This is a genomic window from Acinetobacter sp. RW6 (genome assembly GCF_041956835.1).
Classification (GTDB): Bacteria; Pseudomonadota; Gammaproteobacteria; order Pseudomonadales; family Moraxellaceae; genus Acinetobacter; species Acinetobacter calcoaceticus.
The window spans coordinates 988,912-1,004,177 of sequence record NZ_CP167121.1; the positions used below are offsets into that span (position 1 = coordinate 988,912).

General features: G+C 39.5%; 10 protein-coding genes. 8 read left to right on the forward strand and 2 right to left on the reverse strand.

The features are described 5' to 3' along the window. Positions 1-38 precede the first annotated feature (38 nt). Positions 39-1,607: an acetyl-CoA C-acetyltransferase gene (locus ACB088_RS04635; protein WP_375038144.1), complete on the reverse strand. Its 1,569-nt coding sequence runs from the start codon at positions 1,605-1,607 to the stop codon at positions 39-41. A gap of 235 nt (positions 1,608-1,842) precedes the next feature. Between ACB088_RS04635 and ACB088_RS04640 the strand changes: the two genes are divergently transcribed. From ACB088_RS04640 to ACB088_RS04650, 3 genes are all read left to right on the forward strand, one after another. Beyond that, on the forward strand, positions 1,843-3,234 hold the full coding sequence (locus ACB088_RS04640; protein WP_375038145.1) for a 3-oxoacyl-ACP reductase: 1,392 nt from the start codon (positions 1,843-1,845) through the stop codon (positions 3,232-3,234). A 77-nt stretch (positions 3,235-3,311) separates the two neighbouring features. Continuing rightward, positions 3,312-4,166: a MaoC/PaaZ C-terminal domain-containing protein gene (locus ACB088_RS04645; protein WP_005046507.1), complete on the forward strand. Its 855-nt coding sequence runs from the start codon at positions 3,312-3,314 to the stop codon at positions 4,164-4,166. Between the two features lie 71 nt (positions 4,167-4,237). Next, positions 4,238-5,497, forward strand: a complete 1,260-nt coding sequence (locus ACB088_RS04650; protein ID WP_375038146.1) for a serine hydrolase domain-containing protein — start codon at positions 4,238-4,240, stop codon at positions 5,495-5,497. 47 nt (positions 5,498-5,544) lie between these two features. Here ACB088_RS04650 and ACB088_RS04655 read toward each other — a convergent pair whose 3' ends face one another. Beyond that, positions 5,545-6,123, reverse strand: coding sequence for a TetR family transcriptional regulator (locus tag ACB088_RS04655; RefSeq protein ID WP_133746827.1), 579 nt, complete (start codon positions 6,121-6,123; stop codon positions 5,545-5,547). A gap of 125 nt (positions 6,124-6,248) precedes the next feature. Between ACB088_RS04655 and amvA the strand changes: the two genes are divergently transcribed. The 5 genes from amvA to ACB088_RS04680 all read left to right on the forward strand — a co-directional run bounded on the left by amvA (position 6,249) and on the right by ACB088_RS04680 (position 15,235). Continuing rightward, on the forward strand, positions 6,249-7,727 hold the full coding sequence (gene amvA, locus ACB088_RS04660; protein WP_375038147.1) for a multidrug efflux MFS transporter AmvA: 1,479 nt from the start codon (positions 6,249-6,251) through the stop codon (positions 7,725-7,727). 302 nt (positions 7,728-8,029) lie between these two features. Beyond that, positions 8,030-9,811, forward strand: coding sequence for a metalloendopeptidase CpaA (gene cpaA / locus ACB088_RS04665; protein ID WP_375038148.1), 1,782 nt, complete (start codon positions 8,030-8,032; stop codon positions 9,809-9,811). A 22-nt stretch (positions 9,812-9,833) separates the two neighbouring features. Then, positions 9,834-10,469 (forward strand): metalloprotease secretion chaperone CpaB, encoded by a 636-nt coding sequence (gene cpaB, locus ACB088_RS04670; protein WP_375038149.1) that lies wholly within the window; start codon positions 9,834-9,836, stop codon positions 10,467-10,469. A gap of 122 nt (positions 10,470-10,591) precedes the next feature. Next, positions 10,592-12,691 carry a DNA polymerase III subunit gamma/tau gene (locus tag ACB088_RS04675; RefSeq protein ID WP_375038150.1) on the forward strand — a complete coding sequence of 700 codons (2,100 nt, stop codon included), beginning with the start codon at positions 10,592-10,594 and terminating at the stop codon, positions 12,689-12,691. Between the two features lie 315 nt (positions 12,692-13,006). Further along, positions 13,007-15,235 carry a phosphocholine-specific phospholipase C gene (locus tag ACB088_RS04680; RefSeq protein ID WP_375038151.1) on the forward strand — a complete coding sequence of 743 codons (2,229 nt, stop codon included), beginning with the start codon at positions 13,007-13,009 and terminating at the stop codon, positions 15,233-15,235. Positions 15,236-15,266: the final 31 nt, after the last annotated feature.

The following is a 15,266-nucleotide window of genomic DNA, read 5'->3' on the forward strand; positions in this document are numbered from 1 at the left end:
CCAAATGGGTGCTTATTTTTTGTAGTTAGATGTAGAAATTATTTCTCTACAATTGCAACTACACCTTCACCGCCAGCAGTACAGATAGAGATTAATGCGCGGCCTGAACCTTTTTGATTAATCAATTTAGCAGCAGTTGCTAAGATACGGCCACCAGTTGCAGCAAATGGATGGCCTGCACCTAAAGATGAGCCATTTACGTTAAGTTTAGAGCGGTCAATTGAACCTAAAGGTGCATCTAAGCCAAGACGTTCTTTACAGAATTTTTCGTCTTCCCAAGCTTTTAAAGTAGACAATACTTGAGATGCAAAAGCTTCATGAATTTCGTAGAAATCAAAATCTTGAAGTTTAAGGTTTGCACGCTTAAGCATACGAGGTACTGCATAAGCAGGAGCCATCAATAAGCCTTCTTTAGGACCATTTTTACCAATGAAGTCCACAGCAGCGGTTTCTGAGAAAGAAAGGTAAGCTAAAACTTCATGACCGTTTTCTTTTGCCCATTCTTCAGAAGCAAGTAATACAACAGATGCACCATCAGTCAACGGCGTTGAGTTACCCGCTGTCATTGTTGCAGTTTCGCCCTTACCGAAAACAGGCTTTAATTTAGCAAGTTTTTCAACTGTACTGTCTGCACGTAAGTTGTTGTCACGGTTTAGACCTAAGAATGGAGTGATCAAGTCATCAAAGAAACCGCGCTCATAAGCAGCAGCAAGTTTTTGATGGCTGCTTGCAGCGAGTTCGTCTTGAGCTTCGCGAGTAATACCCCATTCTAATGCAGTAATTGCTTGGTGCTCACCCATTGAAAGGCCAGTACGTGGTTCACCATTGCTTGGCGCATCAAGAAGCTTTTTAAAATCAATTTTTGTTAATGCTTTAAGACGGTCTTTACCTGTTTTAGCAACATTGAGCTCAAGTAAAACTTTACGTAAGCCATCACCAACAGCGATTGGGGCATCAGAAGTGGTGTCTACACCGCCTGCAATACCGACATCAATTTGACCAAGCGCAATTTTGTTAGCAACAACAAAAGCAGCTTGTAAGCCTGTACCACAAGCAATTTGAATGTCGTAAGCTGGAGTTTCAGGAGCAAGATCAGTGCTCAATACAACTTCACGAGTCATATTAAAGTCACGGCTGTGTTTTAAAACAGCACCAGCAACGACTTCACCAATACGCTTACCTTGTAAGTTAAAGCGCTCAACCAAACCATTCAATGCTGCTGTCAGCATGTCAGAATTCGATGCTTTAAAATAAGCAGTATTTGAACGTGCAAATGGAATGCGGTTGCCACCAATAATTGCAACGCGGCGAACAGTGTTTTGGCTCATGGTTTTATCCTGTTGAACAGAAGTTTTGGTTTTTGTTGCTTTTGGTGCTGCAGCTACATTAGAAGATGTAGAAGGGGGTGCAGAAGCCGCGCTCTTATTATGAGGGCTTCGTGCAGGTGCAGTCGTTGAACGAGTACGTGTCGTTTTTGGTGTATTAGTTGCTGCTTTAGGAGTAGTGCTGTTACGCTTAGCCGTGTTAGAAGCCGGCTTTGATGTATTTGACACTTTTTCCTGAGCAGAATTCTCGACTGCTGGATTTTCTTGAGTTGTCTTGCTCATAAGGCTTTTCCAAGCATATTAACGATATTCTTATAAGCTACATTAACACAATTCAAATAGACCTGTATTGACTAGAATGACATTGTAGATAGCATTCAGGTCAAGACATCAAAAGATCAACTCAAGTATGATTTGGGATGACTCTAATGAACGACTGCTTTCATATTGTTTCTCCGCATTTCCTAACATAATGAAGCCTGTCGTAGAAAATTCATTTCTTTGAGAGATAATAATCATGACTGATCAATACCAAGCATTTACACAATCTCCTATTGGTAAATTCGTTGTTAAAAATCTGGGTTTACCATCACCAGTTGCATTAGAGCGTTTTGAAAGTGCTCAGCCAGTAGTGAATGGTGCAGTATTGGTTGGCGCAGCGCCGTCAAGTGTATTGTCTGGTGCGATCGCACAAGTACTTAGCAATATTCATGCTGACAGCTATGTAGGCAATAATGTTGCATTACAACAAGACGCTGCAAAAGTTGGTTTAAATTTACGCCCATTCAATGCAGGCGACAAAGAATCAAAATTCAAAGCAGTTATATTTGATGCTTCTGGTATTCAAAACTCAGAACAGTTAAATGAACTTTATAAATTCTTTAACCCGATCGCACGTCAAGTTGCGACTTCTGGTCGAGTTATTGTGATTGGTACAACACCTGAAACTGCAAAAACTGTAAAACAGGCGATTGCTCAGCGTGCTCTTGAAGGTTTTATCAAATCTGTAGGTAAAGAATTTAAAAAGGGCATTACTGCTCAAGTTGTATATGTAGATGAAGGCGCTGCCGCGAACCTTGAATCAACTTTACGCTTCTTACTTTCTCCGCGTTCAGCTTATGTATCTGGTCAAGTTGTTCGTGTTTCTAAAGCAGATGTTGTTGATATTGATTGGGCAAAGCCACTTGCAGGTAAAACTGCATTAGTAACAGGTGCAAGCCGTGGTATTGGTGAAGCAATTGCACATGTATTGGCACGTGATGGTGCTCATGTCATTTGCCTAGATGTACCACAGCAGCAAGCTGACCTTGACCGTGTAGCTGCTGACATTGGCGGTTCTACATTGGCAATTGATATTACAGCTGCCGATGCAGGTGAAAAAATTAAAACTGCTGCGGCAAAACAAGGCGGTTTAGATATTATCGTTCATAACGCGGGTATTACTCGTGACAAGACTTTGGCTAATATGAAGCCTGAGCTTTGGGACTTGGTAATTAACATTAACTTGTCTGCTGCTGAACGTGTAAATGACTACTTGTTAGAAAACGATGGTCTAAATGCAAATGGCCGTATTGTTTGCGTATCATCAATTAGTGGTATTGCAGGTAACCTTGGTCAAACTAACTATGCTGCATCTAAAGCAGGTGTGATTGGTTTAGTTAAATTTACTGCACCTATTCTAAAAAATGGGATTACCATTAACGCAGTAGCTCCTGGTTTTATTGAGACACAAATGACTGCTGCGATTCCATTTGCAATTCGTGAAGCTGGCCGTCGTATGAACTCGATGCAACAAGGCGGTTTACCTGTTGATGTAGCAGAAACGATTGCATGGTTTGCATCAACTGCATCTATAGGTGTAAATGGCAACGTGGTACGTGTGTGTGGTCAAAGCTTGTTAGGCGCTTAAGCACTCTTAGCTAAAAATAGGGGGTGCTTGGGCATCCCTTTTTTATTCAAGAATCTATAAATTATAAAAGGTTAGGTATGAATACTCGTCATTTTAGCCAGCTACCAAAAGCGGCATTGGCTTATCCAAAAGTTGTGCAAGGTTTAATCTTTAAAAAGCCTAAAGGGCCAAAAATCTTGCCGCAAGTTGAATATGTGGTTGATAGTCTTGAGATTGATCAAAGTCATCTCAAAGCTTATAACGAAGTATGTGGCTTTAAAAATAATGGCTTTGTACCAGCAATTTATTTGGCTGTGTTATCGCAAAGTTTGCAAATGCACATGATGACGGCAGAAGCATTCCCATTTCCGATTTTAGGCTTAGTCCATATTCGTAACCAGATTAAACAGACTAGACCGATTGGTGTGACTGAAAAATTAACTCTGTCATGTAAATTTGGGGAACTAAAACCGCATGATAAAGGTGTTCAGTTTGACTTTATTACCACGGCTAAAGTTGGTAATGAAGTAGTTATGGAAGGCTTAACGACTTATTTATCTCGCCAAAAAGTTGAGAAAAGAGTCGGCGAAAAAGCCAAAGAAGAACAAGTACCAGCTTATGTTCCAAAGGCTGAGTGGGATATTTTAGAAAACACAGGCCGTCGTTACGCGAAAGTGTCAGGTGATTTCAACTTAATTCATATTCATGCCATTACAGCAAAAGCATTTGGCTTTAAGCAAGCAATTGCACATGGCATGTGGAGCAAAGCTAAAGCACTAGCGAATCTTGAATTACCAAATGCTTATGAAGCAGATGTGTGGTTTAAGCTGCCAATGTACTTACCTTCAAAAGTTGAGTTTTTAACTGCCAATGCAGACAAAAAGACTGATTTCTTGATTCGTAATACGAAATCACAAAAACCGCATGTTGCAGGAACTGTAAAAGCATTATAAAAATATCAGCAGCCTGAACAGATGTTTGGGCTGTTTTTGAGCAAAATAACAAAAAATGCAAGGAACTTCATGTGATTAAAGACATTCTGTTGGCCGATACCCAAAACTATCACGGTATTTTAGATGAACGTTTTATTGATTTAGCTCACCAGTTTAGCCGCCTTCAAGATGCCAGAACGGGACAAGGTGGAGCTGCATTAGCGGTTTATTTTAGAGGTCAGAAAGTTGTCGACATCTACACTGGTCTAAAATCACAAACTGAAGCTTGGCAACCAGATACCTTGGCAGTTTGCTACTCTACAGGTAAAGGTATACTTGCGACTTTAGCTCACATTTTAGTAAGTGAGGGTTTTTTAGAATACGATAAACCGATTTCGACTTATTGGCCTGAATTTGCACAAAATGGTAAAGAGCAAATGACATTGCGTCATGTGCTGAGCCATCAAAGCGGTATGTTTGATATTCGAAATACCATCGAAAGTGCGAGAGAAATGCTCGACTGGTCACACATGTTAGATGTGGTTGCGGCGACTAAGCCAAGATTCGTTGCTGGAGAGGGTAATGCTTATCAAGCTTTAACATTTGGTTGGCTTGTGGGCGGCGTGCTTGAAAAAGCAACTGGTCAATCTTTACATCAGCTCATGCAAAAATATCTAGTTGAACCGTTGCAATTAGATGGTGCTTATTTTGGAACGCCTGCAAGTGAGTTAGATCGTGTAGCACGTCTAATTATTCAACCAAAGCCAGAAAAACCAGCATCTACTCAAGTTGAAAAACCTAAAAAGCCGCAGCCGCGCAAAAGTTCACTCTCTGAAAAAATGATTACGTGGACTGGACAAGACCCGCAAGATTTTCAAGATGCTATGATTCCAAAAGGAATGAAGCATTTTAGTTTCTTTAGTGATGAAGGATTACAAGCCGTTATTCCGGCAGCAAATGGGACATTTACTGCAAGTAGCCTTGCCAAAATTTATGCGATGCTGGCAAATCACGGCGAATGGGATGGACAACAACTCATTCGTCCAGAAATATTTAAAGAATTGAGCACCATCCAAAGTTATGCACGTGATCGTGTTATGCCAATTCCAATGAATTGGCGTTTAGGTTATCACCGTATCATTACCATGGGTAAGCGTGCTAAAAATGGTTTTGGGCATATTGGCTATAATGGTTCAGGTGCATGGTGTGACCCTGAACGTGATCTTAGCTTTGCTTATACTCATAACTTTCAGATTGGTTCAATAACCGGTGACTATCGTTTGTGGGGGCTTACTCAAGAAGCCTTACGCTGCACCGACCAAATTTTAAAAGGTCGAAAAGGCTGGTTCTAAACTCAATATCTTTAAAGCTGGTATTTTAATAAATGCCAGCTCAACACTTATAACAACTCTAAGCGAATTATCGCTTCGGTATGGCGTTTAAAATCTTCTTCAGCTAAACCTTGTAATCCAAGTTTATAAATACCTTCTAAACCACATACAAAAGCAATCAAACGCCAAGCAATGTCTGTTGAGTTAGATAGAGTTTTAAACTCACCGTCTTTTTTGCCACTTTCAATCGCTTGAACAATCGTTTGATGCCAACTTTGCATGGCCAGCTTATAAGCTTTTTGTATTTCTATATCTTGTTCTATCAAGAGTTCAGCTTCATTCCATAATCGTAAGTAGGGTTGAAGTCTGTCTATGTTCTCCGCACCTAACAAGATAAAGAGCCTTTGAAATTGGCTAGTGGTTTGTAGAGCTTGTTCAATTTCATCCAGCTGTTCCATAAGCTTTAAAAAAGCTTCAGCTTTTAAATGAGATGCCGACGAAAAGTGATGATGAACTTGTCCAGTCGAGGTTTGGGCTTCACTTGCGATTCTACGTACTGTCATGGCTGTAAAACCTTCAGCCAAGGCAACTTGCATGGCAGCTTGCAGAATCATTTCTCTGCGTTGATCACGATTAAGATAGGCCATGTTTATTTCACCTGACTGAATTCGACACAAACTACATTAAAATTTAAACTTGGACAAGTGTCCAATTGTGTATATAATATCCATAATTTGAACACATGTCCAAGTTTTGGATATCGAAGAGCGTTATGCAAAAGAAATGGTTAATTCTGACGATCATCGTCCTTATTTATTTGCCGGTTACAATTGATGCAACAGTGATGCATGTTGCAACACCATCTTTAAGTGCAGCATTGAATTTAACTGCCAATCAGCTTTTATGGATCATTGATATTTATTCACTGATTATGGCGGGTTTGATTTTGCCGATGGGTGCACTCGGTGATCGTATTGGCTTTAAAAAATTATTATTTATTGGAACTGCAATTTTTGGAGTCGGTTCACTGGCAGCTGCTTTTTCACCAACAGCCTATGCTTTAATTGCTTCCCGTGCTCTTTTAGGGCTAGGGGCAGCCATGCTTATTCCTGCAACTTTATCGGGAATTCGAAATGCTTTTACCGAAGAAAAGCAAAGGAATTTTGCGCTTGGACTTTGGTCGACAGTAGGGGGCGGCGGTGCCGCTTTTGGTCCATTAGTTGGCGGTTTTTTACTAGAGCATTTCCATTGGGGAGCAGTATTCCTCATCAACATCCCAATTATTTTGGTTGTTCTGGTCATGATTGTCATGATTATTCCTAAGCAGGAAGAGAAAACAGACCAGCCAATTAATTTAGGCCAAGCTTTAGTGTTGGTTGTGGCAATTTTAAGTCTGATCTATTCGATCAAATCGGCCATGTATAACTTCTCGGTACTCACAGTCGTGATGTTTGTGGTTGGGGTAAGTGCTTTAATTCACTTTATTCATAGCCAAAAAAGAAGTACCACTCCAATGATTGATTTGGAGTTGTTTAAACATCCAGTCATTTCTACCAGTATTGTTATGGCTGTCGTTTCCATGATTGCTTTGGTGGGATTTGAATTACTCTTGTCTCAAGAATTGCAGTTTGTGCATGGTTTTTCTCCCTTGCAAGCTGCCATGTTTATTATTCCATTCATGATTGCAATTAGTTTAGGTGGTCCATTAGCAGGGATTTGTTTAAATAAATGGGGACTTAGACTTGTATCTACTGTTGGGATTTTAATAAGTGGCTTTAGTCTATGGGGACTTGCCCAGCTTAACTTTTCGACCGATCATTTTTTAGCATGGACGTGTATGGTCTTTTTAGGTTTTAGCATTGAGATTGCTTTACTGGCTTCAACAGCAGCCATTATGTCTTCTGTTCCATCAAACAAAGCAAGTGCAGCAGGTGCGATTGAAGGTATGGCCTATGAGTTGGGTGCTGGTTTAGGTGTCGCTATTTTTGGTTTAATGTTGTCTTGGTTTTATAGTCGCTCAATTATTTTGCCAGAGGAACTCCCGACGAACTTAATTGAAAAAGCGAGTATTTCGATTGGTGAAACCATGCAATTAGCATCTAACATTGAAAGTCCTTTGGGAGGACAATTAATTGCAGTTGCTCAGCAAGCTTTTAGCTATGCACATAGTTGGGTACTTACAATCTCAGCCATTTGTTTCTTCCTTTTAACTGTATTTGTCTGGTTTAGTTTTCCAAAGAAAGTGAGTTAATGATCTAAACAAGCTTAACAGTAGTGGAAAAAGAGAGAAAAATTTCTCTCTTTTTCTTGTTATAAATATAATTTTTAAATACATATAAATTGATAAAGCTTTCTTCACCTCAGAATATTATTAGTTATTTAGTTCTCATAAAAAAATTATTATTTAATAAGTTTCATATTTTTATTTCAAAATGATTCAGTAGTCATGTAATTGAAATTTAATAAAAAATTAGTTGATCGAAAATTGACTATAAAAAAATGGTTTGTTAATCTGCTACTCGAAAAATCTAAAAACAAATAAAAGAGGCTGCTGTGAATTTAAAATTAAAAACATCATTTATTATTGGAGCAATTGTTGCATCTTCACTTGTATATGCCGCAACTGTACTTTCACCCAATCAGAATAATAATAGTGGATCAATTCCATCTGGTTATTCAGATTTAGAATTTTCTTTAGCAAATGGGAATTGGGTCAAAAATCTCTCTTTACCAGCAAGTGCTAATAATTTAGACAAAATTACGATTCGTTCTAGTGCTGCTTATAGTAGTTATTTAGATACTTCTAATACGAATATTCCGTTAGAAGTGTTAAAGATAAATAGCGGGGATGTTTACCAATTTGTCTTTAATACTACTCAAAATAAATGGATTGCTCAGTTAGCAACAGTGAGTCCTACGAATGGTGCTAACTATGAGGTTGTACCGTTAACAACTGCATCCATACAAAAAGTACTCATTCAAAATGACAAATGGGCACAAACCATTGCATTACCGAGTGATGTACGTGATGGAACGACTGTACAAATTGTTTCTACAGCAAGTGCCGATTCCAATATAGATAAAGCAAATTTGCTATTTCCAAGCAGTTTTTTATTAAAAAATGGCTCTGAATATTGGTTTAAATATTATTCGGCTTTAGGAAAATGGGTGCCAGAATATATAAAACCTCAGAAGTTAAATGTTCAGCAAATTGGGACATCTTTAGTAGCTGTAAATAGTCCACTTACGGAAGTTTCATTTGGGGATGGAAACTGGGTATCCAATTTCACTCTCCCTGCGACTGCAAGTGATCGGGATAGAATTGTTATTAAATCTACGGCGACTTGGTCTGCAAAAATTAATAATACCAATATTAATAGCCAAGCAACCTTAACCCTTAAAACTGGCGATCAATATGAGTTTATGTATGTCAGTGATAAAGGATATTGGCAGCTGATCTCTTCGCCAACAAAGGTGATTGATTCAACAGCGACAATCCCTGCGACTTTACCCAATATGACTCAACCCGCTTTAAAGGTAAAACTTTCTACCTCAAATTGGCAGCCAACCTTGCAACTACCAGTTAAAGCTCAAGTCGGGGATAAGGTGGTTATTGCGTCAACTGCATCGGCTGATACCTATATTAATGCTGCCAATGGTTTGTCTTCGACCATTAAAAATGGTGAAAATCGCCGTTTTATTTACACGGCTCAAGGCTGGTCAGTAGATAGTTATACGATTGATATGTTGTTGGTTTCTAGCCCAGAGGTAAATTCAATTTTAGGAGAGAGCGCTGCAAAATTGAGAATGATTGAAGGCGTAAATTTAACGAATTTAACTGCTGAAAATTCGAATGCACGTTTTTACTTAAGAGATGTGGGCTATTTAACTTATAAAATCCCTGCTGCAACTTTAAAAGAAGCGATTTCTTTTGGACGCGATGACACGACCGTACAAAATGAGCGTAAACGTGTATTGGCTGATGGTGTCTATTATCAAGGTAATGAACCAGGCGATGGCGGTTGTGGCTGGGCATGGATTAATGCATCTTCATATAACATGATTGGTGCAAACGATATTGCGGGTTGTTCTTTTGCAGCTATGCGCCATGAAGTGGGACATAATCTTGGCCTATACCATAATGGTTCAACTAATATTGGTTCAGGCTTTGCCCATCCTTTAGGAAGTACTGCGATGGGAGGTAATAATATTAATTTTTATTCTAGCCCGTATCTATATAACCCTAAATATGGTGTCCGTTTGGGTGAGGAAGGAAAAATTGATGCGGTGAGTGTCATTAACCTAAATGCACAGAAAATTTCTCTATATAACTAATCTCTATTTTTAGCTGTAAATAATGAAGAAAAATAAATTGTTAATAGGAACTGCTATCGCTTGTTTAGCGCTAGTAGTTCTCATCTGGCTCGCATTTTCACAGCAGAGTTCTTCTGCTTTAACGTCATCTGCAGATAGCCGGAAAGGTGAAGTTAGCTTAAAGCGAGTTGAAAGTCAGACTGGTTTTGCTCGTCAAAATACAATGAATCTGAGTCCGTCAGAGAAAGAAAGGTTATCTAAGCAACAAATTGTTTTTAATGAGATAGAAAAGGATCAGCTACCTTCTAATGTTAATTTTCCATTGATTAAAAATGGACAAGGCATGGTGATTAAGTATGATCCAAACGTGATTGAACTCAAAAAAGTAGGTGATACGGTTAAGTTTCAAATGTTGGAATATGGCATTAACCGCACAGGGAAAATTGTAGAGATCGAACCTGTTGACCAAGATATTGTTCGGTGGACTGGGAAATTTGATCAGGGAGATCCAAATCAGAATTTCTTTACCATCACCCAAAGTCAAAAAGACCACTATACGATCATGCAAATTTTTACCGAGAAAGGAAATTATTCTGCTGAAATTAAAGATGGTGTTGGGCTGGTACAAACGATGGATGACGGAGTCACTGATCAGGAGTTACATCACGATCACCCTTAGTCAAATAAATGGTTCAGATGAGAAAAGAGTATAGTTCGCAGTTTATCTGTACGGATATGAGCTTTATGCGTTCACTCTCTTTTAAAAACAAAGTATGCTTATGCCTGTAACAAGGAGCATACATGTATCAAGTACTTGCTAGAAAATACCGTCCACGTAATTTCAATGAGTTAGTGGGACAAAACCATGTTTCTCGTGCATTAAGTAGTGCATTGGAACGCGGTCGTCTACACCATGCTTATTTATTTACAGGAACGCGTGGTGTGGGGAAGACCACAATTGCACGTATTTTAGCCAAGTGTTTAAACTGTGAAACAGGTGTGACCTCTACACCATGTGAAGTCTGTGCAACTTGTAAAGCGGTAAACGAAGGCCGTTTTATTGATTTGATTGAAATTGATGCTGCTTCAAGAACAAAAGTAGAAGATACGCGTGAACTTTTAGACAACGTTCCTTATGCGCCAACGCAAGGTCGTTTTAAAGTTTACCTGATTGACGAAGTACATATGTTATCTACGCATTCCTTTAATGCGTTATTAAAAACATTAGAAGAACCACCAGAACACGTTAAGTTTCTTTTTGCAACGACTGATCCACAAAAACTACCAATTACGGTCATTTCACGTTGTTTACAATTTACATTGCGCCCTTTAGCTGTTGATGAAATTACAAAGCATCTTGGCGCAATTCTTGAAAAAGAACAGATTGTTTCTGACCAAGATGCAATTTGGCAAATTGCCGAGTCTGCTCAAGGTTCATTACGTGATGCGTTATCTTTAACTGACCAAGCAATTGCCTATGGTCAGGGTGCTGTACAGCATCAAGATGTTAAAGAAATGCTCGGTCTAATTGACCGCACCATTATTTATGATTTGATTTTAGCGATTCATCAGAACCAACGTGAAAAAGTTAGTCAGCTTTTATTGCAATTTAGACATCAAGCGCTCGATGTTTCACTTGTGCTTGATCAGTTGATTTCGACATTACATGAATTAGCAATTTTGCAATATCTGCCTGATTTGAGTTTGAAATATAGTGATGAAATCAATCGCAAAATCATGCAACTGTCCAAGCTGATTTCTGCTCAAGATTTACAACTGTATTATCAAATTGCATGCAAAGGACGATCTGACCTACAACTTGCCGTGACGCAAGAACAAGGTTTTGAAATGTGCGTTTTACGCTTATTAGCATTCCGTCCTTTAGCGCCAAATGAAATTGTGGTATCAGAGTCTGTTCAACAAAATCAGCAAGTTGTAGTGAATCATCAAGTTCAGCAAACAGCTGAAGATATTGCTCCTGTAAGTGCTGTGCAGCCAGTTGAAGTTATTAGCCAACCCGCTATGGTTGAACCTGAACCTGAACCTGAACCTGAACCTGAACCTGAACCTGAACCTGAACCTGAACCTGAACCTGAACCTGAACCTGAACCTCAGTCTAATCAGGACTTAATGGTATTTGATCCAAATCATCATGAGTTAATCGGATTTGAATCAGCATCTGTTCAAGAAACAAGTAATGTTTTGGAAGAAGATTTTATTCCGGTACCAGAACAAAAGTCAGTACAAGTTCAGGCTGAAACCCAGACCAGAAGTATTGAACCTGAACCAGCTTTCACTGCTGAGCCTATAGGTTTATTTGAAGCGCCTAGCACTGATTTTTCACTTGCCCAAGATACGCCCGTTACTAATGATTTAGCCTTAGAACCTGTTGTCGAGCAACCATTACTGGTGGAAAACCCGGAGGCGATTGAGAAGGTCGAAGTTGTAAAAGAAGTTAGTGCAACTGATAACGGGCAGCTTATGCCTCAAGACATTTTGAAGCTAACCACGCAAACCTTAGAAGGCGAGTGGACACTAGCAAAATGGGAATATTGGTTTAGAACGAGTCAACTTTCTCCAGCCGTTCAAGAGCTTGCTCAGCATGGCGTGATGACAGGTCAAATTGGTGGCAATACAGTTTTCCATATTCCTCAAGAATATGAAAATATGTTGACTCAATTACAACAAGGTCTTATTGATGCATTAAATGAGCAATGGCCTGATACCCAATTTACAGTTGAATATGGTGCTGTAAATACGGCTACACCATATATCATTCAAAGTGCGCGTAAAGAAAAAGCCTTTCAAAGAGCAGCTGAGTTATTACAACAGCAGCCAGTCATTAAAAGCCTTATAGAGACTTTTGATGGCGAATTACAAAATATTCAATTAAAGCCTTAACTTTTTAGTCCTGTGATGAGCTTGGAAAATATACAATTCCATGCTTTTTCACGGGATTGAAACATTCAGGTCACGTCATTGTCATTGTACTTTTCTATGTTAGCCATTTTAGATTTTAAATGGATTGTACATAGACATGAAAAGGCAATACGCAGGAATAACTTCTTTTAAATATTCATGTTTTTTATTGATCAGCGCACTTTTGCTGAGTGGTTGTAACGACTCATCAAATGATAATTCAAATGCACCAGACACAGGTAAAAAGCCTGTAATGCGCTGTGCTCCTTAAACTTAAATAATAAAAAGAACCTGATCATGATTACACGTCGTAAATTTTTAAATTACTCTTTAAATATGGGCTTTGGTGCTGCGGCATTGACGGCCTTTCCATCTAGTATTCAAAAAGCTTTGGCAATTCCCGCAAACAATAAAACAGGCACGATTCAAGATGTCGAACACGTTATTATTTTAATGCAGGAAAACCGATCTTTTGACCATTATTTTGGAACGTTAAAAGGCGTTCGAGGTTTTGCTGATCGTTTTACGATTCCTCTACCAAGTGGCCGCCGTGTATGGGAGCAACTCAGAAGTAACGGGCAAGTTTTAACGCCTTTTCACTTAGATGGCACAGCCAATAATGCACAGCGAGCAGATGGCACGCCTCATACGTGGAATGACAGTCAGTTAGCATGGGACAATGGACGTATGGCGAATTGGCCAGCCCATAAAACCGATATATCAATGGGCTATTTTAAAGAAAAAGAAATTCCATATCAGTTTGCGCTTGCAAATGCTTTTACGATTTGTGATGCCTACCATTGCTCTATGCACACTGGAACAGATGCAAACCGGTCTTTTCACTTAACAGGCACAAATGGGGCAACCCCTACCAAGCGTTCATTTGTAAATAATGAATGGGACTGGATTGATGGTAATCCAGCCACGGCAGATCGTGGTTATACGTGGAAGACTTATGCAGAACGTTTGGAAGAAGCCGGTGTAAACTGGATTTGTTATCAAAATATGCCAGATGAATGGGGCGATAATATGCTTGGTGCATTCCGCTCATTTAGAAAGGCAAATATCGCATCTGGCTATCCAGTTGCAAGTGGTGGTGAACCGAACAAACCCTATGCCGACACGGGGCAAAAATTACCGTATAAAGCTTATGATGCTGCGACCGATAATTCCAAAAATCCATTATATAAGGGTATCGCAAATACTTTACCGGGCAATAAACCAGAAGAATACCTCGACGCTTTTAAACGAGACATTCGTGAAGGAAAATTGCCGCAAGTCTCTTGGATTAACGCACCATCAATTTATTGTGAACATCCAGACCCTTCAAGCCCAGTTCAAGGGGCGTGGTTTATTCAAGAAATAATTGATGCATTAACTGCTGTGCCAGAGGTTTGGAGTAAAACAGCACTGATTATCAATTTTGATGAAAATGATGGCTATTTTGACCACGTACCATCACCATCTGCGCCATCTCGACTTAAAAATGGTCAATACGCAGGGAAATCAACATTAAGCAGTGTCGATATGCAGGATGAATATTTTGATCATGCTGCACCAGAGGGAAGCCATTCTCAGCCTACACCTGATGGGCGCGTTTATGGGCCAGGGCCTCGTGTTCCGTTATATGTGATTTCTCCATGGAGCCGTGGTGGTTGGGTCAACTCTCAAGTTTTTGACCATACGTCCGTGCTGATGTTTCTTGAAAAACGATTTGGTGTAAAAGAGCCGAATATTAGTCCATATCGCCGTGCGGTGTGTGGTGATTTAACTAGTGCATTTAACTTTAAAACACCAAATGCAGATGTTCTACCGCAGCTCAATGGAAAACAAACACGTTTACAGGCAGATGAGTTAAGAGAAAATCAAGAAGCTTTACCTGCTGTTCCAGTACCAACAGATAGCAAATTACCGATTCAGCAAAGTGGTATACGTCTGTCACGAGCATTGCCTTATGAGTTGCATACCAGTGCGCGTTGTAAAGCGGATGGAAAGGTGCATTTGATTTTCTCTAATACAGGTCAGCAAGCGGCGGTTTTTCATGTGTATGACAAGCTCAACCTAGACCGTATTCCAAAGCGTTATATTGTAGAGCCGAATAAAACCTTAGATGATGAATGGGATGCTTTAAAAGATAACTTAGGTCGCTATGATTTATGGGTGTTAGGCCCAAATGGTTATCATCGTCATTTTAAAGGAGATACTCAACGTATTGTCGATAGTGGAATTAAACCTGAAATTCGAGTGTGTTATGACATCGCTAATGGTGATGTCTATGTAGAGCTTATGAATGACGGGGCTAAGGATGCAATATTGACTGTAAAACCTTGTGCATACAGACAGGATGCTCCATTACAACTTACCGTAAAAGCGGGTCAAGTCGTTAAACAACACTGGGCTTTGGCTGATGTAGGCCATTGGTATGATTTTGAGATCACATGCCAAAGTGATGTGTCTTATTACCGACGCTTTGCTGGTCGGGTTGAAACGGGTGAGGACTCGTTTAGTGACCCAGCAATGGTCTAAATAATGAAGAGGCAAAAAGAACAACTCATTT

Bases quoted from the DNA above. Each gene is read 5' to 3' on its own strand.
- cpaB (WP_375038149.1), top strand. From the start codon at position 9,834: ATGAAGAAAAATAAATTGTTAATAGGAACTGCTATCGCTTGTTTAGCG.
- ACB088_RS04675 (WP_375038150.1), top strand. From the start codon at position 10,592: ATGTATCAAGTACTTGCTAGAAAATACCGTCCACGTAATTTCAATGAG.
- ACB088_RS04640 (WP_375038145.1), top strand. From the start codon at position 1,843: ATGACTGATCAATACCAAGCATTTACACAATCTCCTATTGGTAAATTC.
- ACB088_RS04645 (WP_005046507.1), top strand. From the start codon at position 3,312: ATGAATACTCGTCATTTTAGCCAGCTACCAAAAGCGGCATTGGCTTAT.
- amvA (WP_375038147.1), top strand. From the start codon at position 6,249: ATGCAAAAGAAATGGTTAATTCTGACGATCATCGTCCTTATTTATTTG.
- ACB088_RS04635 (WP_375038144.1), bottom strand. From the start codon at position 1,607: ATGAGCAAGACAACTCAAGAAAATCCAGCAGTCGAGAATTCTGCTCAG.
- ACB088_RS04680 (WP_375038151.1), top strand. From the start codon at position 13,007: ATGATTACACGTCGTAAATTTTTAAATTACTCTTTAAATATGGGCTTT.
- ACB088_RS04655 (WP_133746827.1), bottom strand. From the start codon at position 6,123: ATGGCCTATCTTAATCGTGATCAACGCAGAGAAATGATTCTGCAAGCT.